24 protein-coding genes and 2 pseudogenes are annotated in these 24,193 nt (G+C 70.7%); 8 read left to right on the forward strand and 18 right to left on the reverse strand.

Features of this window, described 5'->3' with window-relative positions; all coding sequences use genetic code 11:
* Positions 1 to 302: 302 nt before the first annotated feature.
* Positions 303 to 953, forward strand: a complete 651-nt coding sequence (locus QQM39_RS17815; RefSeq protein ID WP_301997835.1) for a dihydrofolate reductase family protein — start codon at positions 303 to 305, stop codon at positions 951 to 953.
* Positions 954 to 961: 8 nt separating this feature from the next.
* Here the strand turns inward: QQM39_RS17815 and QQM39_RS17820 are convergent, their stop codons facing one another.
* A complete protein-coding gene (locus QQM39_RS17820) occupies positions 962 to 1,477 on the reverse strand; it encodes an EF-hand domain-containing protein (protein ID WP_301997836.1) in 516 nt (171 codons plus the stop codon).
* A 271-nt stretch (positions 1,478 to 1,748) separates the two neighbouring features.
* Here QQM39_RS17820 and QQM39_RS17825 point away from each other — a divergent pair, with 271 nt between their 5' ends.
* Positions 1,749 to 2,243, forward strand: coding sequence for a hypothetical protein (locus QQM39_RS17825; protein ID WP_301997838.1), 495 nt, complete (start codon positions 1,749 to 1,751; stop codon positions 2,241 to 2,243).
* A gap of 126 nt (positions 2,244 to 2,369) precedes the next feature.
* Entirely contained in the window at positions 2,370 to 2,888 is a 519-nt protein-coding gene (locus QQM39_RS17830; protein WP_301997840.1) for a hypothetical protein, read from the forward strand.
* Positions 2,889 to 2,896: 8 nt separating this feature from the next.
* On the opposite strand, the gene QQM39_RS17835 is transcribed toward QQM39_RS17830, so the two are convergent.
* From QQM39_RS17835 to QQM39_RS17855, 5 genes and pseudogenes are all read right to left on the reverse strand, one after another.
* Entirely contained in the window at positions 2,897 to 3,853 is a 957-nt protein-coding gene (locus QQM39_RS17835) for a CU044_5270 family protein (RefSeq protein ID WP_301997841.1), read from the reverse strand.
* Positions 3,846 to 4,493, reverse strand: coding sequence for an RNA polymerase sigma factor (locus QQM39_RS17840; RefSeq protein WP_301997843.1), 648 nt, complete (start codon positions 4,491 to 4,493; stop codon positions 3,846 to 3,848). Before QQM39_RS17840 ends, QQM39_RS17835 begins: the two co-directional genes overlap by 8 nt.
* A 113-nt stretch (positions 4,494 to 4,606) precedes the next feature.
* Positions 4,607 to 6,535 carry a long-chain fatty acid--CoA ligase gene (locus QQM39_RS17845; protein ID WP_301997844.1) on the reverse strand — a complete coding sequence of 643 codons (1,929 nt, stop codon included), beginning with the start codon at positions 6,533 to 6,535 and terminating at the stop codon, positions 4,607 to 4,609.
* A 234-nt stretch (positions 6,536 to 6,769) separates the two neighbouring features.
* Positions 6,770 to 7,831: pseudogene (locus QQM39_RS17850) on the reverse strand (acetyl-CoA C-acetyltransferase); the annotation flags it as partial.
* Between the two features lie 197 nt (positions 7,832 to 8,028).
* Positions 8,029 to 8,247 (reverse strand): annotated as a pseudogene (locus tag QQM39_RS17855) (acetyl-CoA C-acyltransferase); the annotation flags it as partial.
* Positions 8,248 to 8,334: 87 nt separating this feature from the next.
* Here QQM39_RS17855 and QQM39_RS17860 point away from each other — a divergent pair.
* Both QQM39_RS17860 and QQM39_RS17865 read left to right on the forward strand, forming a co-directional pair.
* Entirely contained in the window at positions 8,335 to 9,633 is a 1,299-nt protein-coding gene (locus QQM39_RS17860; protein ID WP_301997846.1) for a 3-oxoacyl-ACP reductase, read from the forward strand.
* Positions 9,633 to 10,493 (forward strand): MaoC/PaaZ C-terminal domain-containing protein, encoded by an 861-nt coding sequence (locus QQM39_RS17865; RefSeq protein WP_301997848.1) that lies wholly within the window; start codon positions 9,633 to 9,635, stop codon positions 10,491 to 10,493. Before QQM39_RS17860 ends, QQM39_RS17865 begins: the two co-directional genes overlap by 1 nt.
* Here the strand turns inward: QQM39_RS17865 and QQM39_RS17870 are convergent.
* From QQM39_RS17870 to QQM39_RS17910, 9 genes are all read right to left on the reverse strand, one after another.
* Positions 10,475 to 11,137, reverse strand: coding sequence for a TetR/AcrR family transcriptional regulator (locus QQM39_RS17870; protein WP_301997849.1), 663 nt, complete (start codon positions 11,135 to 11,137; stop codon positions 10,475 to 10,477). The two genes, QQM39_RS17865 and QQM39_RS17870, sit on opposite strands and share 19 nt — an antisense overlap.
* A 56-nt stretch (positions 11,138 to 11,193) precedes the next feature.
* The gene (locus QQM39_RS17875) at positions 11,194 to 12,534 is read right to left on the reverse strand and encodes an SPFH domain-containing protein (protein ID WP_301997851.1); all 1,341 of its coding nucleotides are present in this window, start codon (positions 12,532 to 12,534) and stop codon (positions 11,194 to 11,196) included.
* Positions 12,531 to 14,180, reverse strand: coding sequence for an SPFH domain-containing protein (locus QQM39_RS17880; protein WP_301997853.1), 1,650 nt, complete (start codon positions 14,178 to 14,180; stop codon positions 12,531 to 12,533). The genes QQM39_RS17875 and QQM39_RS17880 overlap by 4 nt, the downstream gene beginning before the upstream one ends.
* A 158-nt stretch (positions 14,181 to 14,338) precedes the next feature.
* A complete protein-coding gene (locus tag QQM39_RS17885; protein ID WP_301997855.1) occupies positions 14,339 to 14,641 on the reverse strand; it encodes a DUF4229 domain-containing protein in 303 nt (100 codons plus the stop codon).
* A 106-nt stretch (positions 14,642 to 14,747) separates the two neighbouring features.
* On the reverse strand, positions 14,748 to 15,272 hold the full coding sequence (locus QQM39_RS17890; RefSeq protein WP_301997856.1) for a GNAT family N-acetyltransferase: 525 nt from the start codon (positions 15,270 to 15,272) through the stop codon (positions 14,748 to 14,750).
* 16 nt (positions 15,273 to 15,288) lie between these two features.
* Complete coding sequence (locus QQM39_RS17895; protein WP_301997858.1) at positions 15,289 to 15,948, reverse strand: UdgX family uracil-DNA binding protein; 660 nt, start codon at positions 15,946 to 15,948, stop codon at positions 15,289 to 15,291.
* Positions 15,949 to 15,981: 33 nt separating this feature from the next.
* Positions 15,982 to 17,145 carry an aminofutalosine synthase MqnE gene (mqnE, locus tag QQM39_RS17900; RefSeq protein WP_301997859.1) on the reverse strand — a complete coding sequence of 388 codons (1,164 nt, stop codon included), beginning with the start codon at positions 17,143 to 17,145 and terminating at the stop codon, positions 15,982 to 15,984.
* An 83-nt stretch (positions 17,146 to 17,228) separates the two neighbouring features.
* Positions 17,229 to 17,684, reverse strand: a complete 456-nt coding sequence (locus QQM39_RS17905) for an Lrp/AsnC family transcriptional regulator (RefSeq protein WP_093905400.1) — start codon at positions 17,682 to 17,684, stop codon at positions 17,229 to 17,231.
* An 80-nt stretch (positions 17,685 to 17,764) separates the two neighbouring features.
* Complete coding sequence (locus QQM39_RS17910; RefSeq protein ID WP_301997863.1) at positions 17,765 to 18,448, reverse strand: UbiX family flavin prenyltransferase; 684 nt, start codon at positions 18,446 to 18,448, stop codon at positions 17,765 to 17,767.
* A gap of 118 nt (positions 18,449 to 18,566) precedes the next feature.
* On the opposite strand from QQM39_RS17910, the gene QQM39_RS17915 reads away from it, so the two are divergent.
* On the forward strand, positions 18,567 to 19,214 hold the full coding sequence (locus QQM39_RS17915; RefSeq protein WP_302003620.1) for a rhomboid family intramembrane serine protease: 648 nt from the start codon (positions 18,567 to 18,569) through the stop codon (positions 19,212 to 19,214).
* Here the strand turns inward: QQM39_RS17915 and QQM39_RS17920 are convergent.
* The 3 genes from QQM39_RS17920 to QQM39_RS17930 are packed head-to-tail and all read right to left on the reverse strand — an operon-like array spanning position 19,159 to position 22,132.
* A complete protein-coding gene (locus QQM39_RS17920; protein ID WP_301997864.1) occupies positions 19,159 to 19,731 on the reverse strand; it encodes a Uma2 family endonuclease in 573 nt (190 codons plus the stop codon). The genes QQM39_RS17915 and QQM39_RS17920 overlap by 56 nt on opposite strands.
* A 44-nt stretch (positions 19,732 to 19,775) precedes the next feature.
* The gene (gene mqnP, locus QQM39_RS17925) at positions 19,776 to 20,678 is read right to left on the reverse strand and encodes a menaquinone biosynthesis prenyltransferase MqnP (protein WP_301997865.1); all 903 of its coding nucleotides are present in this window, start codon (positions 20,676 to 20,678) and stop codon (positions 19,776 to 19,778) included.
* Positions 20,675 to 22,132 carry a menaquinone biosynthesis decarboxylase gene (locus QQM39_RS17930; protein WP_301997867.1) on the reverse strand — a complete coding sequence of 486 codons (1,458 nt, stop codon included), beginning with the start codon at positions 22,130 to 22,132 and terminating at the stop codon, positions 20,675 to 20,677. The genes mqnP and QQM39_RS17930 overlap by 4 nt, the downstream gene beginning before the upstream one ends.
* An 88-nt stretch (positions 22,133 to 22,220) precedes the next feature.
* Between QQM39_RS17930 and QQM39_RS17935 the strand changes: the two genes are divergently transcribed.
* The gene (locus QQM39_RS17935; protein WP_301997869.1) at positions 22,221 to 22,556 is read left to right on the forward strand and encodes a PLD nuclease N-terminal domain-containing protein; all 336 of its coding nucleotides are present in this window, start codon (positions 22,221 to 22,223) and stop codon (positions 22,554 to 22,556) included.
* A gap of 221 nt (positions 22,557 to 22,777) precedes the next feature.
* Positions 22,778 to 24,175 carry a cytosine permease gene (locus tag QQM39_RS17940; RefSeq protein ID WP_301997871.1) on the forward strand — a complete coding sequence of 466 codons (1,398 nt, stop codon included), beginning with the start codon at positions 22,778 to 22,780 and terminating at the stop codon, positions 24,173 to 24,175.
* Positions 24,176 to 24,193: the final 18 nt, after the last annotated feature.

Consider the following 24,193-nt stretch of genomic DNA (forward strand, 5'->3'; position numbering starts at 1 on the left):
GCTGCGGCATGTCACGTCAAGCAGTTGTCGTAACGAGACGGCAACCGTTTTCCATGATCATGATTCCCCTCCCTTGAACATGAGTTCCGCCCAGACCGTCTTCCCGACGTCGCGCTCGGAAACACACCAGGTCAGAGCGAGAAGTTGAACCAGGATCAACCCTTGACCGCGTTCCCCCTCCGACTCCGCGACACATCGGAGTTGCCGGGCCCCGCCTTCCTCGACCTCCCCCCGCCGGGGGCTGTTTCATGAGTCGTGACCAGCAGAAAGAAGAGCCAGCAGAAGGAAAGGGGTCGCCGGTCATGTCACTCGCCCGCGTCCACAACTTCTCCATCTCGCTCGACGGCTTCGGCACCGGTGAGGGCCTGAGCCTTGACGCGCCATTCGGTCACGCCGGGGAACGGCTGCACGAGTGGATGTTCGCCACGCGGTGGTGGCACGGGATGACCGGCCGGCCCGGCGGGAGCGGCGGCCTCGACGACGCGTTCGCACGGCAGTTCGCGCCCGGGATCGGTGCCGAGATCATGGGCGCCGGGAAGTTCGGGCCGCCCGGATGGCACGAGGACCCGGAGTGGAAGGGGTGGTGGGGGCCCAACCCGCCGTTCCACACACCGACCTTCGTCCTCACCCATCAGCCGCGCCCGTCGATCGAGATGGAGGGCGGCACGACGTTCCACTTCCTCGACGCTTCGCCCGCCAAGGCGCTGGAGACGGCCCGCGAGGCCGCGGACGGCCAGGACGTGCGCATCGGCGGGGGACCCACCGTGATCCGCGACTTCCTCGCCGCCGGGCTCATCGACCAGATGCACGTCGCGGTGGTCCCGATCCTGCTGGGGCGGGGCGTACGCCTCTGGGACGGACTGGCGGACGTCGAGAAGGACTACGAGGTCCAGGCCGCCTCCTCGCCCAGCGGAGTCACGCATCTGACGTTCACCCGTGTGGGGCCCGGGTGAGACACGCCTCAGTACAGGACTTCGCCCATCGGTGAGCTGTCGCCCACGATGTACGCGCGGATCGACGCCAGGTACGCGTCGCGGCCGACCCGGCCGTCGCCGTCGGCGTCCAGCGCGTCGAACGCGGCGGCGGCGTTGCCGGGGGGATTGTTCAGTGCGGTGCGCAGCGTCGTGAACTGCGCTTTGTCCAGGGCCCCGGCGCCGTCCGCGTCGGCGAGGTCGAAGAGCGCGCCCAGCGCGAACCGGCAGACGTTGTCGAACTTGTCGGCGCCCACCCACGCGTTGTACTCGTCGAAGGTCAGCTTCCCGTCGCCGTCGGCATCCATCTCACTCCATGCCTTGACGCCCTCCGCTCGGGCGGCGACGACGAGCGGATCGTCCTCCGTACGCCCGGTGGCCGCGACGGTGCGGTCGATCCGGGAGAGGTAGTCGTGCCGCGTGACGACCAGGTCCCCGTCGGCGTCCATCATGGCGAACACGCGCACGCGCGCGGTCGTCGCGGCGTCGGCGGTCGTACGGCTCACTCGGATCTCCTCCTGCTCGGGTTCATGCGCCTCAACGAGGACGTCCGGCGCTCCCTACCCGCCTTGTGCCGGGCTCCAAGCAACCCACTGCGACCCGTCTGGAGCAGACGCGTGCGTGGCGGCGCAGGCGGCGGGTGTACGCCGTCGGTGCGCTTCCAGGCGCCCGAAACAGCGGATTCCCCCAGGCGGTTGAAGCACCGGTAGTGCTACACGACTTGCGGGAGGGCATATGTTGAGCAGGCGCGGTAGGGCGGTCACGCTGGGGTCCCTGGTGCTCCTTGTCTCGTCGCTGTTGGGGGCGCCGGCCAGTCAGGCCAGTACGGGCGGGCACGAGTCCGTCATCTGCGCGGGCAACGCCGGCAGCCGCTACGACCCGCCGCTGACCCTCCAGCCCCGTACGACCCACAACCACGCGGACGTGAGCTACACCTGCACCACCGTCTCCGGCCACACCTTGGCGGCCACCGGCTCCTTCCACGCCGTCGCGCCGTCGGCGTCCTGCCTCTCGCTGACCGGCGCGCACGGCACCGAAACCGTCCGCTATGCCGACGGCGGCCGGTCGCTGGTCGTCATCGACGGCGCCACCACCGTCCGCGTCGCCGGCGTACTGGTCGTCCTGCAGTCCGGCCGGGTCGTGGAGGGACGCGGCGAAGGCCACGCCGTACGCCGGACCGTGACCTCGTTGCCCCGGCAACTGCCCACGGACTGCCTGGCCTCCGGCCTGCGGGGCACCGAAAGCGCGGTGCGGCTGGAGATCCTGCCGTAGCGCGGTGTCGCCGGGCGCGGCCGCGCTTTTGACGGCCGCGCCCTCGAAAGGGCCAATGCCCGAACAGCCGTACCAGGACGCCCTACGGTCTCACGCTGTCACCGAGATCCAGGGAAGGAAACCACTGTGGCAACCGTCAAGCGCGCGGCGACGACCATTGACGTCCTGAGGCTGCTGGCCCATTTGAACCCGCGGTTGTGGCCGCTCGTCGAGTCGCGCCCGCCGTACGTGCCTCCCCATCCCATTGTCGGCGGGGTGCCGCTCAACCCGCAGCCACTGCCGCCGGAGCAGCAGGACGGCCTGTGGAACGCCGTCCGGGACATGTCCGTCTCGGTGGCGGAGGCGACGATCGCCGCGAGTCTGGCGGGACGCAGGCCCGCCGAGGTGCTCAGGGAGGTCGGAGACGACATCTGCCCCGAGCCGCCGAAGGTGCCCTGGCCGAGGAGGTGGCCCGTACCTCTGCAGCTGCAACGGGAGCTCCACATCGATGCGAAGCATGTCTCCCCCGCCGTGCAGGCCACGGCCGCCCTGGTCTTCCAGTCCTACGCCCGGCAGACGACGGACAAAGCCCTGAGCACGGCCTTCACCGATCTGGCCGACCGGTTGCTGGAGCGGGCGCTGAAGACCGCGAACGGTTCCGCCTGAGCCGTGGCTCAGCCCTGCTGTCCGATGCGGTCGACCACCTGGATGTTCTGCAGGGTCCTGGTCTCCCAGTACCAGCCGGTCTGCACCCAGTCGTCCTTGCCCACCTTCTTCGGCACGCTCCCCTTGGTGCGCAGGCCCAAGTAGTCGTAGGTCCGGCGGTCGAAGAGGAAGGTCCAGTCCAGCTCGGGGTACGAGACGCCGACCGCGTTCCGGCCGTCGACGTCCACGTCGTCGTAGTCCAGGCGGATCCGGGGCAGCTTCGACAGCGCTTCGAAGGCGGCGGCCTGCAGGCCGGGGGGCATCACACGCGGCCCCATCATCAGCATGCAGCCCTCCATGAACGCATGCCTGTCGGTCTCGGGAGAGACCTTCTGGCCGAACCTGAACCGGTCCAGGAGCTTGTCGGGGTCCGTCGGCAGCCTCTGGAGCTTGGAGTAGGCGGTGGGAGGCCAACGCACCTCGTGCTCGCCGAGCGGAGGATCGTTGTGGACCTTTCCGTGCTCCTCCCGCAGGGAGGGCTTGGAGCCGTCCACCGACATCCAGCTCTCGTCGGTCCACGTTCTGGTCCTGCCGCCCTTCACCGGCGTCCGCGTGATGTAGGTCTTGGTGTAGAAGTACTGGTCATCACGCGGCACGGGCAGGTCGCCGCCCTGGGCGCGGGTCCGCTCGGCGGCCCTGCGCAGCACCTCCGTCGCGCTGACCGTGCGCAGACGAGGCGTGCTGTCGTCCTCGCCGTCGCCGCGTGCCACGACGACGGCGACGCCCACCGCCGCCGCGCTCAGCCCGGCGAGCGAGGCACGGAACATGAGGCGTCGGCTCAGTGCACGGCCACGGAACGCGACGCTGCGGGACTCCTCGTCGATGGCGGTCCGGAGGCGGGCTCGGGCGGCGGCGCGGGCCGGGTCGGAGAGCCCGTCCGGGGCGGTGCCTGTGCCCCATTCGCGCACCCTCGTCAGTTCATCCATGGTCGGTCTCCTTCTGAGGTGCGGTCGAGGGGGTGCGATCCGGTCCGCCCAGGGCCCGTCGCAGCCTGGTGCGGGCTCTGTGCAGGCGGGAGCGCACCGTGCCGACGGGTACGTCCAGGGCCTGCGCGGCCTCCTCGTAGTCGAGGTCTCCCCAGGCGATGACGAACAGCACGTCCCGGTACCGGGCGGGCAGTTCGGCGAGCGCGCCGGCCAACGCGCCGTGTGTCCCCCCGGCGCCCAGCTTCTCGGTGACCGCGTGCTCGGGGCCGCTGTCCTGCTGCCCCGGAGGCAGTGCCGCCATGCGTGACAGTGCCCGCAGCCGGCGGGCCTCGTCCCTGCGGTGCCGGCCGATCAGGTTGGTGGCTATGCCGTACAGCCAGGGCCGGGCGTGGGCGTGCGACAGGTCGTAGCGGCGACGCCGTTGAAAGGCGATCACGAACGTCTCCGCCATCAGGTCGTCGGCGGTGTCGGAGCCCAGACGTCGTGCGATGTAGCGGTGGATGTCGTCGGCGTAGCGGTCGAAGATCACGGCGAACGTGTCGGGCGTTTCCCAGGACCGTTCGATGACCGAGCCGTCGGAGCCGCCGTTCGCCGCCGTTGCCGCGGCGAAGGCGGCGCCCGAGCTCGGCGCGAGCGTCACGTCCTACCTCTGTGGTTCATGCGGTATCCCTCGAAGACCGGGTGTCATGGTCTCCTGCTGTTCGCCGACACCCGCCGTCGAGTTCCACCCCGCAGAGTGACGTGACTCACACGCTACTTGGCGTACAACGCCTCCACCTCCGCCGCGAAGTCCCGCATGACCGCCTCCCGCCGCAGCTTCATCGACGGCGTCAGATGGCCGTCCATCTCCGTGAAGTCGGTCGGCAGGATCGCGAAGCGGCGGATGGACTCCGGGCGGGAGACCAGTTTGTTGGCCTCGTTCACGGCGCGTTGCAGGATCGCCCGCAACTCGTCGTCATTGACGAGGAGTTCGGCGGGGACCGGGTGCTTGCCGTGCATCCGGCGCCAGTGGGTGACGCCGTCCATGTCCAGGGTGATCAGCGCGGAGACGTAAGGGCGGCGGTCGCCCAGGACGATGCACTGGGAGATGAGAGGGTGCGAGCGGAGCCAGTTCTCCAGGGGCGCGGGCGCCACGCTCTTGCCGCCGGCCGTGATCAGCAGTTCCTTCTTGCGGCCGGTGATCGTGAGGTAGCCCTCGTCGTCCAGGGCGCCGATGTCCCCCGTGGCCAGCCAGCCGTCCGCCGCGGCCGGGACCACGCCGCCCGCCGCCGGGTCCCAGTAGCCGCGCAGCACCTGGTCGCCGGCGACGAGGATCTCGCCGTCCGCGGCGATGCGGATCCGGGTGCCGGGCAGGGGCCAGCCCACCGTGCCCAGGCGGGGCTTGAGGGGCGGGGTCACCGTCGAGGCGCCCGTGGTCTCCGTCAGCCCGTAGCCCTCGTAGATCTCGATGCCCGCGCCGGCGAAGAAGGCGGCCAGTCGGCGGCCGAGCGGTGAGCCGCCGCAGATCGCGTACCTCACCCGGCCGCCCATGGCGTTGCGGATACGGCGGTAGACCAGGGGGTCGTAGAAGGCGCGGGCCGTCTTGAGCGTCGCGCTCGGGCCGCCGCCCGTCCCCGCGTGCCGGGCCTCCATCGCCTCGCCGTAGCGCTCGGCCACCGACGCCGCGCGGTCGAAGGACGAGGCGCGGCCGCCCGTCTCGGCCTTGGCGCGGGCGCTGTTGAAGACCTTCTCCAGCATGTACGGGATCGTCAGCAGACAGGTCGGGCGGAAGGCCGCCAGGTCCGGCAGCAGGTGCTCCGCCTTCAGGCTCGGGGCGTGGCCGAGGCGGACCCTGGCCCGGACGCAGGCCACCGCCACCATGCGGCCGAAGACGTGCGACATCGGCAGGAACAGCAGCACCGACGCCTCCTCGCTCGTCCTCGACTTGAAGATCGGGTAGAGGAGTTCGATCCCGTTGTCCACCTCGGCGAAGAAGTTGCCGTGGGTCAGCGCGCAGCCCTTGGGGCGGCCCGTCGTGCCCGACGTGTAGACCAGAGTCGCCAGCGTGTCCGGCACCAGCATGCCGCGCCGTACGCCCACTTCGCCGTCCGGCTGCTGCCGGCCCAGTTCCGCCAGCCGCTCCACGTGCCCCTTCTCCATCACCCACATGTGGCGCAGATCGGGTACGCGGTCCAGTTCGGGGCCGAGGGCGGCCGCCTGTGCGGCGGTCTCGGCCACCAGGGCCACCGCACCGGAGTCCTGGAGGATCCAGCGGGTCTGGAAGGCGGACGACGTGGGGTAGACGGGGACCGTGACGAGGCCGGCCGCCCACGCGCCGAAGTCGAGGAGCGTCCACTCGTACCGCGTCCGCGCCATGACGGCGATCCGGTCCCCGGGCATCAGCCCCTCGGCGACGAGCCCCTTGGCCACCGCCTGCACCTGATCGGCGAACTCGGCCGCCGTCACGTCCGTCCACTGCCCGTCCTCGCCCTTGCGGCTGAACACCACCGCGTCCGGGGCCGCGGCCGCGTTGTCGAAGGGCAGGTCCGCGAGCGATCCATGGGTCACCGGCGGCGCGAACGGCGGTACGTACGCCTCCCGTACGACGCCGTCCAGCCGCCGCGTCTCGGGATGCACCAGGGTGGGTCCGGGAGCGTCGTCGAAGGCGGCCGAGGGGGCGAAGGAGGGAAGCGGGGTGGACACGGGCGGCTCCTGCGGCGGGCGTGCAGCGACGAAAGTGCTGGCTGCATGACGTACGTGCCTCGCGCACCGTGGCGTTCACCTGCCGAGGCCTGCGGAAAGGGTTACCGCTGGTTAGGCAGGCGATCGTACGGGGCCCGCGTGTGGGGGTTGTGCGGGTTCGGGGGTGGTCCCGGGCCGGGAATGTGTAACGTCGAGGGTTATGTGAGGGCCCCTCAGCTTAGTCTCACCTTCCCCTTACCTTCGCTCCAGGACAGCCGTCACGCCCTGCCCGCCCGCCGCGCAGACCGAGATCAGCCCGCGACCCGAACCGCCCCTCTCGGCCGGCAACTTGGCCAGCGTCGCCACGATCCGCGCACCGGTCGCGGCGAAGGGGTGCCCGGTGGCCAGGGACGAGCCCGCCACGTTCAGCCGGGCCCGGTCCACGGGGGCGAGCCCGCGCTTCTCCCACGCCGCCGGCGTGGCCAGCACCTGGGAGGCGAAGGCCTCGTGGATCTCTACGAAGTCGAAGTCGGCAAGGGCGAGTTCGGCCCGCTCCAGCATGCGGGGGACCGCGTACGCCGGCGCCATCAGCAGTCCGTCCTCGCCGCCCGCGACATCGCCCCGTACGAAGTCCACGGCCGCCGTCTCGTACGCGGTGAGATACGCCAGGGGTTCCAGCCCCCGCGCCTGCGCCCACTCCTCACTCGCCAGCAGCACCACCGCCGCCCCGTCCGTGAGCGGCGTCGAATTGCCCGCCGTCATGGTCGGATCGGGCCGGTCGAGGCCGAACACCGGCTTCAGCGCGGCGAGCTTCTCCGGCGTCGAACCGGGCCGCAGGTTCTGGTCACGGTCCAGCCCCCGGAAGGGCACGACCAGGTCCTGGAAGAAGCCGCGTTCGTACGCCGCCGCCAGCCGCTGGTGACTCGTGGCCGCCAGCTCGTCCTGGGCCTCGCGGGAGATACCCCGGGCGGTGACGGCGGCGTGCTCGCCCATGGAGAGACGGGTGCGGGGCTCGGCGTTGCGCGGGATGTCGGGGATCAGGTGGGACGGCCGTACGCCGGCCAGCGCCTTGAGTCGCCCGCCCGGCGACTTGGCCCGCCGTGCCGCCAGCAGGATGCGGCGCAGCTCGTCGTTGACGCCGAGGGGCGCGTCGCTGGCCGTGTCCGCGCCGCCCGCGATCGCCGACTCGGTCTGGCCGAGCGCGATCTTGTTGGCGGCGGCGATCACGGCCTGCAGGCCGGTGCCGCAGGCCTGCAGGATGTCGTACGCGGGTGTGCGCGGGTCCAGCTTCGAGCCGAGGACGGTCTCGCGGGCAAGCGGGTCCGGGGAGGTGAGGGTGCGTTCCCGCGTCGTTCGGTGCGTGCTCTCGGCGTGCCGGGCGAAGGTCCTCGTAGCGGAGCTACTTGGGCCTTTGGCCGGTGCGGCGAGTGGGGGCACCTCCCACGCCCTTAAGGCAGTGGGGGAGCGTGCCGGGCGGCGTGGGGGCGTGCCCTCACCTCCCCGGACCCGCTTGGGTTGAAGTCCCGGCTGTGCTTGAGGACGGCCCCGGCGACGAGCTCGCCGACCGCGCCCGGATCGCCGATGCCGTACCGCTCGACCAGGCCGTCGACCACGGCCGTGAGCATGTCCTGGTTGGAGGCGGTGGCGTACGGGCCGTCGGAGCGGGCGAACGGGATGCGGGTGCCGCCGATGATCGCGACGCGCCGGACCGCCGGTGGTTTCACGGGGCTCATCTCCACCCACTCCTCACGCCCGCCATGCCTTACCTCGGGTAACCTTACTCCGGAGTCAGTACGGAGCGCACGGGGAGTGGGACTGACATGGCCGACCGCTATCTGAGCTTCACCGGCACCGCACCCGGTCGCTTCCTCACCCGCCGACTCGGGTTGCCGCAGCCGGCCGCGCTGAAACGCTGGTCACCGGAGCGGCCCGCGCTGGAGGGCGACCGGCTCCTCCTCACGGCGGGCAAGTCGGACCTCGACCTCGCCGGTGCGGGCCTCGGCCTGGCGACCTCCGCCGAGAGGCCGACCGCCGTCGTCCTGGACGCCACAGGGGTGCGGGACGTCGAGACGCTCGCCGAGGTGCACGCGGCCCTGCACCCCGTGGTGCGGTCGGTCGGCGAGAGCGGCCGGGTCGTGGTCCTCGGCGCGCCCCTGGACCCCGCCGACCATCACCAGGCGGCCGCCCAGCAGGCCCTGGAGGGCTTCGCGCGCTCCCTCGGCAAGGAGATCGGACGGGGCCGGACGGTGAATCTCGTACGGCTGACGGACGCGCGTGCCGCCGAGTCGACCCTGCGTTTCCTCCTCTCCCCCAAGTCGGCGTACGTCAGCGGCCAGGTGATCGAGGTGGGTGCCCACGACGCGAGCGCGGCGCCCGCCGACCCCGACCGCCCCCTCGCCGGCCGCACCGCCCTCGTCACCGGCGGCGCGCGCGGTATCGGCGAGGCGGTCGCCGAGACGCTGGCCAGGGACGGCGCCCGGGTCGTCGTACTCGACGTACCGCAGGCCGAACAGGACGCGCGGCGGGTGGCCGAACGGCTCGGCGGCACCGCCCTCGCGCTCGACATCACCGCCCCCGACGCGGGCGAGCGCATCGCCGCCGCGCTGCCCGACGGGCTGGACGTCCTGGTCCACAACGCCGGCATCACACGCGACCGTCGGCTGGTCAACATGCCCGCCGGGCGCTGGAGTTCGGTGCTGGACGTCAATCTCGCGAGCGTGCTGCGCACGACGGACGCGCTGCTGGCGAGCGGGGCGCTCAAGCGGGGCGGGCGGATCGTGGCGACGGCGTCGATCGCGGGGCTGGCGGGGAACGCCGGACAGACCAACTACGGGGCGAGCAAGGCGGGCATCGTCGGTCTGGTCCGCTCCCTCGCGCCGCGCGCGCTCGCCGAGCACGGGGTGACGGTCAACGCGGTGGCGCCCGGCTTCATCGAGACGAAGATGACCGCCGCGGTTCCCCTGTTCATCCGTGAGGCGGGCCGGCGCATGAACGCCCTTGCGCAGGGAGGGCTGCCGGTCGATGTCGCCGAGACGACCGCCTGGCTGGCCGATCCGGCGTCGGGCGCGGTCAACGGGCAGGTCGTCCGGGTGTGCGGCCAGAGCCTGCTGGGGGCCTGATGCAGACCACGCTGACCGGTTCCCCGTCCCTCGGCCCCCTTCTCGCGCGGGGCGCCCTCCTGTCCCCCTTCAAGCGGCCCCGCCCGGACGCCGACTACCCGCGCACCCGGCTCGAACTGCCCGGTGTACGCGTCGACCTGACGCGGCTCGCCGCGTACGAGCGGGTGTGCGGCTTCCCGACCGGCGACGACTCGCTGCCGGTGACGTATCCCCATGTGCTGGGGTTCCCGCTCGCCATGCGGCTGATGAGCGGCCGGGACTTTCCGCTGCCGCTGCTCGGACTCGTCCATACGTCGATCGAGATCACCCGGCACACGACGCTGACGGCCACCGGAGAGTACGAACTCGCCGTGTATGTCGATGAGTTGGCGCCCCACCGGCGGGGCACGGAGGCGGGCGTGGTCACCTCGGTGCGGTCGGGCGAGCAGGTCGTGTGGGAGTCCAGGAGCACCTATCTGGCCCGGCACCGCACTGACGGCCGTCAGACGGCACCGCCGGTGAAGGACGTACAGGAGGAGCACAAGCCCCTGCCCGCCGTCGCCGGATGGCGGCTCGCCGCCGACGTCGGACGCCGCTACGGTGCCGCCTCCGGCGACCGGAACCCCATCCACCTCCACCCGCTCACCGCCCGCCTGTTCGGCTTCCCCCGGGCCATCGCGCACGGCATGTGGACGGTGGCCCGCTGCCTCGCCGCGCACGGCACACCGCAGGCGGTGCTGGTACGGGCGGAGTTCAAGGCGCCGGTGCTGCTGCCGGGGACGGTGACGTACGCGGCGGAGGGCGGGCGGTTCGAGCTGCGGGGCGGCGGCGGTGGGGATCGCGTCCACCTGGCCGGGGAGGTCTATCCGCTCGCCTCGTGAGGGGCGTCCGGCGGTGACCAGGGCCGGCCGTCCATGAGGTTGCCGAGGCCCGCCCACGCGAAGTTCATCAAGGTGGCCGCCGCCTGTCTCGCCGTCACGCCCGGCGTGGCGTTGGCCCAGGCCGCGAGCGACTCGGCGGCACCGACCAGGGCTTCGGCGAGGCCGGCGACCTCGCTCTCGGGGAGGTCGGGGTCGCGATGGGCCTCCCGGGCCGCCGCGAGGATCAGCTGCGTGACAAACGCGACGATCTCCGCCCGCATCGCGGCGACCTCGGCGGCGAAGGGCTCGCCATGGGTGCGGGCCTGCAGGTGCAGGACGGACCAGCCGTCCGGGTTCTGCGCGGTGTGCGTGAAGAACGCGCCCAGACCTTCCCAGAGTTGGCGGTCGGCGGGCGCGTCGCGCTGGACGCCCGCACGGACGGCCTCGGTGAGCGCGGCCGCCTCCCGGCGTATGCAGGCGGTGAAGAGGTCTTCCTTCGAGTTGAGGTACAGGTACACCAACGGCTTGGAGACGCCCGCGAGTTCGGCGATCTCGTCCATCGACGCGGCCATGTACCCCCGCTGGCCGAAGGTCCGCACAGCGGCGTCCAGCATCTGCTGCTCACGGACGGCACGCGGCATCCGCTTGGTCTTCACGGCACCCATGCCCGTCAGCCTACGGGCCGGAAGGGAGATCCCACCCGGCCCGCGACCACGCCGGCCTACTCCTCACCACTCCCGTCGTCCTCGAAGCGCGCCAACTGACGGGCCCACTGCCGCCCGTCGACCGACGGCTGAGCCGTCAGCCGGGGCAGCAGCTGCGCGGCGAGGAGGGTGGACAGGGCCGAGGTGTCGACGCTCGTGCCGTCGGTGCGTACCACCACCGGCTGCGGGGCCTTGCCGGCGAGCTTCGCGCCCACCTCCAGACGGCGCCGGGCGAGTTCGTACTGCAGGACGGCGCGGTTGTCGCGGTAGGCCGTGGCGAGGGCGCGCTGGGCGCGGGCCTCGTTCTCGGCGGCGATCAGGCCGCTGCGGCCCCGCGTCTCGATCTCGAACCGCACGCGCTGGGCGTTGGTCTCCTGCTGCTCCAGCAGCTGGGCGACCTCTTCGCGAGCCCGGTTCAACGCGGCCCTGACCTCGACGATCCGGGCGTCCCGCACCTTCTTGGCGCGCTCGATGTCCATGCCCAGCTGGTCGATCCGGCGCTTGCGGATCAGGCCCCACTCCTGCTCGTAAGCGGTGCGCTCCTTGGCGACCCGCTCCCGGGTGGCGAGGTGCTGCTGGTACTGCGTCGGCAGCTGGACGTCCGGGATGTTGGAGCCGGTGATGCGCACGCCGTAGCCGGACAGCTGGCGGTTGAGCAGCTCCTGCATGTCGGCCACGTCCGAGCCGCGCAGGTCGTAGGCCCGCTCGGTGCGCATCTTGCGCGCCCGCTGCCGGATCGCGTCCTGTACGGCGCTGGAGAGCACCAGGTCGAAGTTGCCCGCGCCGATGGTGCGGACGAACAGCACGGCGTCGGTGATGCGGAACTTCAGGAAGAACTCGATGGAGCGCAGCGGCACGTTCTCCTGCGTCGGGCAGGCCATCACCGGCGCGGAGTACGGGATCTCGGTGGCCACGTCGACGACGAAGTCCACCCGCGACCACGGGTGCCACAGGTAGTGGCGGCCGGCGTCCAGGGTGCGGACGACGGCACCGTAGCGGGTCAGCACGCCGTTGGTGCCCTGCTCGATCTCGACGATCGAGGAGCGCCACCACCACAGCACGCCGATCAGCAGCAGCACGACGCCGCCGACGTAGGAGAGGGTGGCGAGGGTGCCGTAGGCGAGGTCCCCGGCGGCCGACTCGGATTCCGCCTCCCCCAGCGTCAGCATCACGCCCATGAGCAGGGCGTAGACGCCGAGCCACAGCGGCAGCATCCACCACAGGCGGCGCCGGTGGCGGGGGATGATGACCGGGATCAGGGTGTCGGCCTCGCCGCCGCGCAGGAGCCGCGCGATGTCGCTCCAGGGGGCGACCTTCTCGGAGATGACCGACCGGCGGTTGGAACGGACGGTGCTCACTGGGCGGCCTCCTCGGAGACGTCGGAGCGGTCGGAGCTGTCGGCCGATTCGGGCTCGCGCTGGTCGGGCTGGTCGGGTACCTGCGGCACCGTCGGCCGGTCGGCGGCCAGCAGCGCGCCGATCTCCGCCTCGCGCGCGGCGATCCGCTCGGACACCTCGGCGAGACGCGCCCGTACGGCGGCCGTGTCCTCCTCGGTGAACAGTTCCGTGCCGCGCTCGCCGATCAACTCGCGGGCCAGCTCCAGGAAGTCGATCCCGGCGTCCGCCGTGCCGCCGATGCGCACCAGCCGCGGCAGGTGGTCGGCGACCTGCTCCAGGGTGTCCAGCACCTGCTGCTGGTAGCGGTACTCCAGGATCTCCGGCGCCTCCGCGGCGGTCACCGCGCGGATGTCGAGGGCCTGCGCCTCCAGGAGGGCCGCGTTCGCCTTCGCCTCCGACTCGGCCTGGACGTAGCGCTGCCGGGCGAGCGCCTCGGCACGGTTGGTCTCGCGCTCGACGGCGGTGTCCATCTGTGCCTGGTACTGGGCGATGTCGGCCTGGATCGCGGAGAGCGTCTCCAGGCTGGAGGCGAGTTCCCGGGTGAGGTCGCCCTCGTCCTGCTCCTTGCGGAGCTGGAGCGCGTACTCGTGCGTGTACGCCTCCTTGGCCACCCGCACCATCTCGGGCGCCGCCAGGTCCATGCGGTAGCGCTGGTCGGAGGGCTCGGCGTGGGTGATGTTGGCGTTGGTCAGCTCGACGGCCGGGCGGAACTGCTGGTTGAGCAGGTCCAGCAGCCGGCCGGTGTCCTCGCCGACCATGTCGTAGATCCCGGCGGCTTCCTGTTCGTAGACGAGGGTACGGATCGTCTCGCTCACCGCGTTGCTCAGCTTCTCCTCGAAGCCGCGCACCGCGCCCAGCGTGTAGACGAACTCGGTCGGGTCGCTGATCCGGAACTGGATGAACAGGTCGATCGACGCCTTCACGCCGCCCTTGGTCGGTGCCTCGCGCACCGGCGCGTTGAACGGGTACTCGATCGTGGTGTTGACGATGTACGACACCCGCTTCCACGGGCTCAGCAGCACGATCCGGCCCGGGCCGACGACCTTCTCCAGCTTGCCGAAGCGGGTGATCAGCGCCTGGCAGCCGTCCGGCACCATGACCATGCCCTGCCGCCACCACACGAAGGCGACGGCGAGCAGCGAGATGACCCAGTAGTGCACGCCGAACAGCGGGTTGGTCAGGACGTCGGCACCGGCCGCCCCCACGATTCCCGCACCCACCGCGCCCAGCACGAGCAGCGTCAGCACCGGCAGCATGGAGAAGATCGAGCGGCCCTTGGGGATCACCATGGGGCAGATGGCGTGCACCGTCTCGGTGCCCTCGCGCACCTGCTCGCTACGGCCGAGCGCCTCCCCGGCCTCGTCCAGCGGCACGGTCTTCTGCCGCATGACGGTGGCGGTGGAGCCGCCCTGTTCCCGGGCGGCCGGGAAGTCGGCCGGGTCGATGCCCTGGCCCTGCGCGTCGTACCCCTCGCCGCCGTCGGCCCGTGTCCCGCGTCCGCCGATCTGCCGCTGCAGTTCCTCCTGCGCGGCCGTCCGCGGATCGGTGCCGGATGCGACGGCCTCGGCCACGCGTCGTGCGCCCTGCTTGGCGCGCGCTCGTGCCACGGTTCCCCCTTACGTTCACGAATGCCGGTGCGAACAGCCGTGCCACCGACGTGGATCCGGCCATCTCACACCATGGATCCGGACAAGGGTAAGGGGAGGGCCCACGCAGTTACCGAGTGGTATCACTGCCGGGACGCGGCAAGGAACCGCAGAGTCTCCTAGGAGGCCTGGCCCTGCGCCCGAGCCGCCTCGTCGACCACGTCGTCCTCCTGGCTGCGGTTGGCCTCCAGGTTGGCCTTCACACGGTCGACCTTCTGGACGATCCGCACGGAGGCGCGGTCGCGCTCCTTGCGCAGGACGACGAAGCTGATGGGGGCCGAGATCACCAGGGCGAGCAGGATGATCCACATGCCGTTGGAGTCGCCGAGGCCGCGCGGGGCGAGGCCGGAGTGGACGAGACCCCAGACGACCACGAGGCAGCCCACGAAGATTCCGAGGCGCATCAGTGTGTAGCGGAGCATCTCAATCCACTCTTCCGATTCCAAAAAGGGCCACTGTCCAGTGAAGCACGCTGGACCGCCGATCTTGCAGGGGGGTCAGCAGGGGCAGCAGTGGGGCCGCAGTGGGTCAGGTGAGCGGCAGCAGCATGATCACGTCGTCGCGGTCGTCGCCCGGCGCGACGCGGATGGCGTTCGGTATGCGGCCGACCTCCTTGTAGCCGCAGGAGCCGTAGAAGCGTTCCAGGCCGAGGCCGCCGCGGCAGGTGAGCCGGATCGCCTCGATGCCGTCGATGGTGCGGGCGGCCTGCTCGGCGGCCGTCAGCAGGTCGCGGCCGTAGCCCTTGCCCTGGTGCCGGGGGTGCACCATCACCGTGTACAGCCATGCCCAGTGCGTCATCAGGCGGTGCGTGTTGAAGGTGAAGAAGGCCGTCGCGGCCACCTGGCCCGCGTCGTCGTGCCCGACCAGCAGCCGGGTGCGCCCCTCCGCCATCTGGACGAAGTACCGCACCACCTCAGGCCGGATCGCCTCCCGCGTCACGGGCGGCACGAAGCCGACGGCTCCGCCCGCGTCGGAGACGTCGGTCCACAGGTCGAGGATGCCGTCGCGCAGGTCGGGAGTAACGGCGGGATCGAGAGTGAAGGTAAGGGACACCGCGTCATCGTAACCATTACGACAGCGCCCGCGCCGCCACTTTCAGGTCCGAGACCAGCCCCTCGTACGCCGCCTTCCGGTCCGCGTCGTCCTGGGCCCGCAGTACCGACGACGGATGCACCGTCGCCACCAGCTTCTCCGGCCGGCCGTGGATCTCCCGCTCCAGCAGCGCCCCGCGCACCTCGCCGACCCGGAACGACGACCCGAGCAGCGCCTTGCCCGCGCTCGCGCCCAGGAGCACGATCAGCTCGGGCTCCACGACGGCCAGTTCGGCGGCCAGCCAAGGCCCGCACGCGGTCATCTCGCGCAGCGTCGGCGCCTTGTGGATACGGCGCTTGCGGGGTTCGGCCTGCGTGAACTTGAAGTGCTTGACGGCGTTGGTGACGTAAGCCTCGGCGGGGTCGATACCGGCCTCTTCCAACGCGCGGTCCAGGAGGCGGCCGGCGGGGCCGACGAACGGCTTGCCCTGGCGGTCCTCCTGGTCGCCGGGTTGTTCGCCGACGAGCATGACGCGCGCGTGTGCCGTCCCGGCGCCGAACACGGTCTGCGTGGCGTCCCGGTGCAGGGGACAGCCACGGCAGTCGGCGGCCGCACGGCGAAGGGCGGGGAGGCCGCCACGGTCGGGAACGAAAGGTTCAGCGGTGTAGGCGTCCTCGGGTGCCTTCGTGCTCACCATGGCGGACGAGTACCACGACCCGGCCCCCTGGAATCACACCCGCATCGGCTGGGGGGACTCCCGGCGCAGCGGGTCCGGGCCGTCGTACTCCCGAATGACCTCGTACCGCGTGTTCCGCTCCACCGGCCTGAAGCCCGCGTCCCGGATCAGGTCCAGCAGGTCCTCGCGGGTCAGCTTGTTCGGGGTGCCGTAGTTGTCGGCGTCATGCGTGATCTTGTACTCGACGACCGAGCCGTCCATGTCGTCGGCGCCGTGCTGGAGGGCCAGTTGGGCGGTCTGGACGCCGTGCATGACCCAGAAGACCTTGACGTGCGGGACGTTGTCGAACAACAGCCGCGACACCGCGAACGTCTTCAGGGCCTCGGCGCCGGTCGCCATCTGGGTCCTGGCCTGGAGGCGGTTGCGTACCTTGCCGTCCTTCACGTCGACGAAGTCGTGCTGGTAGCGCAGCGGGATGAAGACCTGGAAGCCGTTCGTCTCGTCCTGCAGCTCGCGCAGGCGCAGGACGTGGTCGACGCGGTGGCGGGGCTCCTCGATGTGGCCGTACAGCATGGTGCACGGGGTCTTCAGACCCTTCTCGTGCGCCAGGCGGTGGATGCGGGACCAGTCCTCCCAGTGGGTCCGGTGGTCCACGATGTGCTGCCGGACCTCCCAGTCGAAGATCTCCGCGCCGCCACCGGTGAGGGATTCCAGCCCGGCGTCGATGAGCTCGTCGAGGATCTCGGAGGCCGACAGACCGCTGATCGTCTCGAAGTGGTGGATCTCCGTCGCCGTGAAGGCCTTCAACGACACGTCCGGGAGGGCGGCCTTCAGCTCCCGCAGCGAGCGCGGGTAGTAGCGCCACGGCAGGTTGGGATGGAGCCCGTTGACGATGTGCAGCTCGGTGAGGCTGTCCGACTCCATCGCCTTGGCGAGCTTGACGGCCTCCTCGATGCGCATCGTGTACGCGTCCTTCTCGCCCGGCTTGCGCTGGAAGGAGCAGTACGCGCAGGAGGCCGTACAGACGTTGGTCATGTTGAGGTGACGGTTGACGTTGAAGTGGACGACGTCGCCGTTCTTGCGCGTGCGCACCTCGTGCGCGAGGCCGCCGAGCCACGCCAGGTCGTCCGACTCGTACAGCGCGATGCCGTCCTCGCGAGTCAGCCGCTCACCGGAGCGGACCTTCTCCTCCAGCTCGCGCTTGAGCCCGACGTCCATGCGTACACCTCTCCTAGACAGACTTCCTCAACCGTACGCCCCCACCCTTCGGGCGGGAGGTGCCCCCATACGGCCCTCCGGGCCTACGCCTCCTCGGGCAGCTCTCCGACCCGGTTCTCCCACTTGGTGGAGAGCACGATCGTCGTACGGGTCCGGGACACGCCCGTGGTGCCGCTCAGCCGCCGGATGATCTTCTCGAGGCCGTCCACGTCGGCCGCGCGCACCTTGAGCATGTACGAGTCGTCGCCCGCGATGAACCAGCAGTCCTCGATCTCGCCCAGGTCCCGCAGACGGTCCGCCACGTCCTCGTGGTCGGTGGCGTCGGAGAGCGAGATGCCGATCAGGGCGGTGACGCCGAGGCCGAGCGAGGCGGCGTCGACGGTGGCGCGGTAGCCGGTGATGACGCCGGCCGCCTCCAGCCGGTTGATGCGGTCGGTGACGCTGGGTCCCGACAGGCCGACGAGGCGTCCCAGCTCCGCGTAGGAGGCCCGGCCGTTCTCCCTCAGGGCCTGGATGAGCTGCCTGTCCACCGCGTCCATGCGATTCGAAGCCTTCCGCTGAAGAGGTCTTGAATGGTTCCCGAAGTGATGCGAGGTACTGCGACTTGCTCAGATGGCGTTCATGTCGTGCGGGTTCCGCCGCCGAGTTCGCCCTTCCAGCGGCGGTAGAGGCGGTGCTCGACGCCCGCCGCGTCGAGGACCCGTCCGGCGACGAAGTCCACCAGGTCCTGGATGTGCGTCGCCCCCGCGTAGAAGGCCGGCGAGGCGGGCACCACGGTGGCGCCCGCGTCGTCCAACGTGACCAGGTGGCGCAGGGTCTGACCGTTCAGCGGGGTCTCCCGCACCGCCACGACCAGCTTGCGCCCCTCCTTGAGGGTCACGCTCGCCGCGCGCTGCAACAGGTCCTTCGACAGCCCGAGCGCGACGCCCGCCACGCAGGCTGTGGAGGCCGGCACGATCAGCATGCCCTTCACGGGGTACGACCCCGACGACGGCCCGGCGGCGAGGTCGCCCGCGCTCCAGTGCCGTACGGCGTCGATGTCCACGTCGAAGGTCCCGGGCTTGCCGTCGGCCCCACGGGACAGCCATTCCCGCAGGTCGTCCTGCCAGTGCCCGTCCCGGAACGAAATACCCGTCTCGTCGAGCAGCGTGAGCCGCGACGCCCGGCTGACGACCAGGTCGACGCTCTCCCCCGCGGCGAGGAGCGCGCGCAGCACGGCGGCGGCGTATGGGGTGCCGGAAGCGCCGGACACCCCTACGATCCAAGGCGCACGCGGCGTCTCTCCTGGCTTGACTGGGTTCACGACACCGAGCCTATCCGGCCGTACGGGGTGGGAACCGACCAAGGGGGGCCAGGCGTTCCCCAGGGGGGACGACTTGGGCGGTGGGGTTGCCATGGCGGGTACGTCGGGTGCGGCGGATATGTGGGGCGCGGAGCGCGAGTGGTCGCGGGGTGACCGCGCGAGGACCGCGGCCAAGCTGATGCTGGGCTGGGTCGCGCTGCTGTGGCTGCTGGAAGTGGCCGACGTGATCAGCGGTCACGCGCTGGACGGCTTCGGCATCGTCCCGCGCACCTCGTCCGAGCTGGTGGACGTCGTCCCGGCGTCCTTCATCCACTTCGGCTTCGCCCATGTCGCCGCGAACAGCGTGCCGCTGCTGGTCCTCGGGTTCCTGGCCGCCCTCGGCGGGATACGCCGGTTCGCCGCCGTCTGTGCCCTGATCGTCGTCGCCGACGGTCTCGGCGTGTGGCTGATATCCCCGTCCGGCACCAACACCGCGGGCGCCTCCGGCCTGGTCTTCGGCCTCTTCGGCTTCCTCCTGGTCACCGGCTTCGTGGAGCGCCGCCCGCTCGGCGTCCTGGCCGGCCTGCTGGTGGCCGCGGTCTGGGGCGGCTCCATACTGGCGGGCCTCGCCCCGACCCAGTCCGGCGTGAGCTGGCAGGGGCATCTGGTGGGGCTGGTGGCGGGGGTGGCCGCGGCGTTCGTGCTGCGGCGCCGGGCGGGCGGGGCGGCGCTCAGGTCGCGCCGGGCGACTCAGGGTCCACAGGAAGGCGGCTCGTATCGACCGTGAGGCGTCCGATCTTGGTTTCCACGGTGACCTTGCCGTCGTAAGGAAGCGTGTCCCGCCCGCGGTAGCCGTCGGAGCCGGGGTTCCAGAGCGTGACGACATGCCCCTTCTGCGGATCGAAGATCAGGTAGTTCGGGATGCCCCGAGCTGCGTACTGCTTGTTCTTGACCTCGTAGTGGTTGCGGACGCTGCTCGGGGAGACGACTTCGATGGCGACCTCGATGAGGTCAGGCGCATAGGAGGTCAGATTCCGGTTCTTCTCGGCCGCTGGGATGAGCGCGAGATCGGGACAGAACTCGAAGTCGTCGCTGAACGGGATGGCCACATCGCTGATGAAGCCCCACTCCTGGCCCAGCTGAGCTTCTAGCTGCGTCCAAAGCCGCACGATGGTCTCGTTGTGGAACGGCCTGAGCGGACTCATCACGATGTTGCCCTCGACAACCTCCATCCGGTACCCGCGGAACATGTCCTCATACCGGGCGAGCTGCGAGTGCAGGCGGTCGCTGTCCGAGATGGTCACGTCGGCCTCCCTCTCTCTGCACTCGTTGGTAGGCCGCACCGTAGTCACACGGTCAGACCTCGAACCAAGAGATCCAGCAGCGCACACACGAACAGGGCAATCCCGATGAACCCGTTGACGCTGAAGAACGCCCTGTTCAGGCGGGACAGGTCATGCGGCCGCACGATCGAGTGCTCGTACACGAACGCGCCGGCCACGATCAGCAGGCCCAGCCAGAAGAACGCGCCCGCGTCCGTGGCGAGCGCGTACCAGACGAACAGGGCCGTCGTGATCGCGTGGCAGACCCGCGCTCCCCAGATCGCCGCCGGGATGCCGAAGCGGGCCGGGACCGACATGACGCCGATCTCGCGGTCGGTGTCGACGTCCTGGCAGGCGTAGATCAGGTCGAAGCCGCCGATCCAGATGCCCACCGCCAGGCCGAGGATCACGGCGTCCCAGGACCAGGAGCCGGTGACGGCCAGCCAGCCGCCGACCGGGCCCATCGCCTGGGCGAGGCCCAGGATGGCCTGGGGGAAGTTCGTGAACCGTTTGCCGTAGGGGTAGACCACCATCGGGATCACCGCGATGGGGGCCAGGGCCAGGCACAGGGGGTTCAGCAGGGCCGCCGAGCCCAGGAAGATCACCAGGGCGATGAGGGCGCCCGTCCAGGCGTGCCGGACCGACATCGCGCCGGTCACCAGCTCGCGGTGGGCGGTCCGGGGGTTCCGCGCGTCGATCTCGCGGTCGATGATGCGGTTCACCGCCATGGCGAAGGTCCGCAGGCCCACCATGCAGATGGTGACCAGGAGCAGCCGCCCCCAGTGGATGTTCCTGTCCAGCTGGAACATCGCCGTCAGCGCGGCGATGTACGCGAAGGGCAGCGCGAACACCGAGTGCTCGATCATGACGAGGCGGAGGAACGCCTTCGTGCGTCCTGGCTGCGGAATCGCGGCGGAGGCGCTGCTCACAGTCCGTACTCCTTCCAGCGGCGGTCGACCTTCGCCGCCGTCTCCGGGTCGGACTCCACCATGTCGGGCCAGCCGCCGTCGCGCGTGTAGCCCTCCTCGGGCCACTTCTTCGTCGCGTCGATCCCCGCCTTGCCGCCCCAGAACTGCTGGTAGGAGGCGTGATCAAGGTGGTCGACGGGGCCTTCGACGACCGTGAGGTCACGGGCGTAGTCGGTGTTGCCGAGGGCCCGCCAGGCGACCTCGTGCAGGTCGTGGACGTCGCAGTCGGAGTCGACGACCACGATCAGCTTGGTCAGGGACATCATGTGGGCGCCCCAGATCGCGTGCATCGTCTTCTGCGCGTGCTTGGGGTACTTCTTGTCGATCGAGACGATCGCGCAGTTGTGGAAACCACCGGCTTCCGGCAGGTGGTAGTCCACGATGTCCGGAACGATGATCTTGAGCAGCGGCAGGAAGAAACGCTCCGTCGCCCGCCCCAAGGGACCGTCCTCCGTCGGGGGCCGGCCCACGACGATCGACTGGAGCAGCGGCCGGCGCCGCATCGTCACGCAGTCGATCTTCAGCGCGGGGAAGGGCTCCTGCGGCGTGTAGAAGCCGGTGTGGTCACCGAAGGGACCTTCCGGCAGCATCTCGCCGGGTTCCAGCCACCCCTCCAGCACGACCTCCGCCTGCGCCGGCACCTGCAACGGCACCGTCTTGCAGTCCACCATCTCGATCCGCTTGCCCGCGACGAACCCCGCGAACAGGTACTCGTCGATGTCACCGGGGAGCGGGGCGGTGGAGGCGTAGGTCACGGCGGGCGGGCACCCGAAGGCGATGGCGACCGGCAGCCGCTCTCCCCTCCTCGCCGCCACCTGGTAGTGGTTCCGGCTGTCCTTGTGGATCTGCCAGTGCATGCCGATGGTGCGCTTGTCGTGGCGCTGCAGGCGGTACAGCCCCAGATTCCGTACGCCGGACTCCGGGTCCTTGGTGTGGGTGAGCCCCAGGTTGAAGAAGGAGCCGCCGTCCTTGGGCCAGGTGAAGAGAGCCGGCAGCCGGTCGAGGTCGACCTCGTCCCCGTGCAGCACGACCTCCTGCACCGGCGCGTTGCCGGACTTCACCTTCTTCGGCGGGACGTGCGCCATGGCGCCGAGCTTCCCGAAGGCCTCGCGGACCCCGACGAACCCGTGCGGCAGCTCGGGCTTGAGCAGTCCGCCGATCTTGTCGGAGATGTCGCCGTACGACTTCAGGCCCAGGGCCTTGAGCAGCCGGCGGTCGGTCCCGAAGACGTTCATCGCGAGGGGCATCGACGACCCCTTCACGTTCTCGAAGAGCAGCGCGGGACCGCCGGACTTCTGCACGCGGTCGACGATCTCCCCGACCTCCAGATACGGATCGACCTCAGCCTTGACGCGCTTGAGGTCTCCTTCGCGCTCCAGTGCCCTGAGCAGGGAACGAAGATCGTCGTAAGCCATGGGGTCAAGTATCCCCGAGCCGCTACCCTGGCCCTGAACCCGGGGGCCGTGCCCCCGGTCCCGACGACCGTTTCGCTGGAGAGGACCCATGCTTCGGGTGCTGATGTTCCTCGTGCCACTGGCGCTGAGCGTGTACGCGTTCATCGACTGCATCAGCACGAAGGAGGACGACATCCGCCACATGCCCAAGCCGCTGTGGGCGATCCTCGTCCTGCTGTTCCCGCTCGTCGGCTCGATCTCCTGGCTGATCGCGGGCAAGAAGCGCAGCCCGGCGGCCGAGGGCTGGTCCGGCGTACGGGACCAGCGTCGGCGGCAGCAGTGGGTCGCCCCCGACGACAACCCCGAGTTCCTGAAGTCCCTGGACGAGGACGACGACAAGAGGGACAAGAACAAGGACGACGGGCCGAAGCGCGACGAGCCCTGACGGGGAGCGCCGGGCAGCTGAAACCAGCCCGTCCGGCGATTGAGGACGATGCCCCTTCAGGGCCGAAGCGGGGGTCTCGGGGCGCAGCCCCCAGGGACGGTCGGACGGGCGCCGGGTGCGTGGACGGCGGTCGGTGCCGACAGGCTGTACGCCGCTGAGCCTTCAGATGCGGACAATGCGCCCGTGGGCCGGGGCGGGTCCGGGCCGGACACTTGGCTCGCATGACGACTGCTCCCGCCGGGCCGGCCGGCACGATCGCTCCCGAGTACGGCGACAAGGTCATCGCCGTCGAGACGGCGGGCTCGGAACCCATCCCCGACGCCGAACGCCACGGCAGCCCGCTCCAGTTGCTGTGGACATGGGCCTCCCCGAACATCGAGTTCGCGACCGTCTACATCGGCGTGATATCGGTCCTCTTCTTCGGCCTGAGCTTCTGGCAGGCGACGGCGGCACTGCTGTCGGGCACGGCGCTGGGCGCGGTGACGCACGGGATCCTGTCGCTGGACGGGCCGCGGTTCGGCGTCCCGCAGATGGCGATCGGCCGCTTCGGCTTCGGCTACCGGGGCAATCTGCTGCCGTCGGGTGTGAACGCGCTTGTCGCCGGTGTCGGCTGGTTCGCCGTGAACAGTGTGAGCGCCGCTTTCGCGCTCAACACGCTGACGGGCCTACGACCGCTCCCTTCCCTGTTGCTGGTGGTCGTCGCCGAGATCGTGATCGGCTTCATCGGCCACAACTTCGTGCACGCCTTCGAGAAGTACGCGTTCCCGGCGCTCGCGGTGGTCTTCCTGCCGGCCGGCGCCTGGACCTTCAAGGAGGCCGACCTGGCGGCCGGCGGCACGGGCGGTGGCATCGGCGGCTTCCTGCTGGCGTTCAGCGCGGCATGGGGGTACGCGGCGGGCTGGAACCCGGGCGCGTCGGACTACTCGCGTTACCTCCCGCGTACGGCGCATCGCGTGAAAACCGTGTTGTACCCCGCCGTCGGCCTGTTCGTGTCCATCGCGGTGGTCGCGGTCATCGGCGCGGCGTCGGCGACGATCGCGGCCCCGGAGGGCGCGTCCCCCACGGCGGCCTTCACGGGCCACCTCCCGGGCCGGCTCAGTGACTTGGTCCTGCTGGCGATCATCCTGGGCGCGATCTCGGCGAACGCCCTGAACGTCTACTCCTCCGCCATGTCGATCACCGCCCTGGGCCTGAAGCTGCCGGCGTGGCTGGGCCGCAGCGCGATCGTCGTACTGTGCGGGATCGCCGGTACGGCGGCGGCGTGGGCGTCGCTGGCGGACGCCGGGCATGCGTACGAGGCGTTCCTGCTGGTGATCGCCTACTGGGTGGGGCCGTGGCTGGGCGTGGTCCTGGTCGAGCGCCGGCTCCGGTCCCGTACACCGCACGAGGAACTGGCGGCACGGCTCGGGGACCGGTCGTACACCAACTGGCCCGGACTGACCGCGCTGTTGGCCGGCATCGCGGTGTCCGTCCCACTCTTCTCCAACCAGGAGAAGTACGTCGGGTGGGTGCCGGAGCGGTGGCCGGAGTTCGGGGACGTGACGTGTCTGGTGGGGTTCGCGGTGAGCGCGGGACTGTACGCGGTGCTGCGGGGGCGAGCGGTCACTTCAGGGTCCTGACCCGGGCGGCGAGCAGGG

It is taken from the genome of Streptomyces sp. DT2A-34 (genome assembly GCF_030499515.1).
Lineage (GTDB): Bacteria > Actinomycetota > Actinomycetes > Streptomycetales > Streptomycetaceae > Streptomyces.

Bases quoted from the DNA above. Each gene is read 5' to 3' on its own strand.
- QQM39_RS17835 (WP_301997841.1), bottom strand. From the start codon at position 3,853: ATGGATGAACTGACGAGGGTGCGCGAATGGGGCACAGGCACCGCCCCG.
- QQM39_RS17935 (WP_301997869.1), top strand. From the start codon at position 22,221: ATGCTTCGGGTGCTGATGTTCCTCGTGCCACTGGCGCTGAGCGTGTAC.
- QQM39_RS17815 (WP_301997835.1), top strand. From the start codon at position 303: ATGTCACTCGCCCGCGTCCACAACTTCTCCATCTCGCTCGACGGCTTC.
- QQM39_RS17905 (WP_093905400.1), bottom strand. From the start codon at position 17,684: ATGGACGCGGTGGACAGGCAGCTCATCCAGGCCCTGAGGGAGAACGGC.
- QQM39_RS17860 (WP_301997846.1), top strand. From the start codon at position 8,335: ATGGCCGACCGCTATCTGAGCTTCACCGGCACCGCACCCGGTCGCTTC.
- QQM39_RS17930 (WP_301997867.1), bottom strand. From the start codon at position 22,132: ATGGCTTACGACGATCTTCGTTCCCTGCTCAGGGCACTGGAGCGCGAA.
- QQM39_RS17865 (WP_301997848.1), top strand. From the start codon at position 9,633: ATGCAGACCACGCTGACCGGTTCCCCGTCCCTCGGCCCCCTTCTCGCG.
- QQM39_RS17895 (WP_301997858.1), bottom strand. From the start codon at position 15,948: ATGGTGAGCACGAAGGCACCCGAGGACGCCTACACCGCTGAACCTTTC.
- mqnE (WP_301997859.1), bottom strand. From the start codon at position 17,145: ATGGACGTCGGGCTCAAGCGCGAGCTGGAGGAGAAGGTCCGCTCCGGT.
- QQM39_RS17870 (WP_301997849.1), bottom strand. From the start codon at position 11,137: ATGGGTGCCGTGAAGACCAAGCGGATGCCGCGTGCCGTCCGTGAGCAG.
- QQM39_RS17885 (WP_301997855.1), bottom strand. From the start codon at position 14,641: ATGCTCCGCTACACACTGATGCGCCTCGGAATCTTCGTGGGCTGCCTC.
- QQM39_RS17940 (WP_301997871.1), top strand. From the start codon at position 22,778: ATGACGACTGCTCCCGCCGGGCCGGCCGGCACGATCGCTCCCGAGTAC.
- QQM39_RS17915 (WP_302003620.1), top strand. From the start codon at position 18,567: ATGTGGGGCGCGGAGCGCGAGTGGTCGCGGGGTGACCGCGCGAGGACC.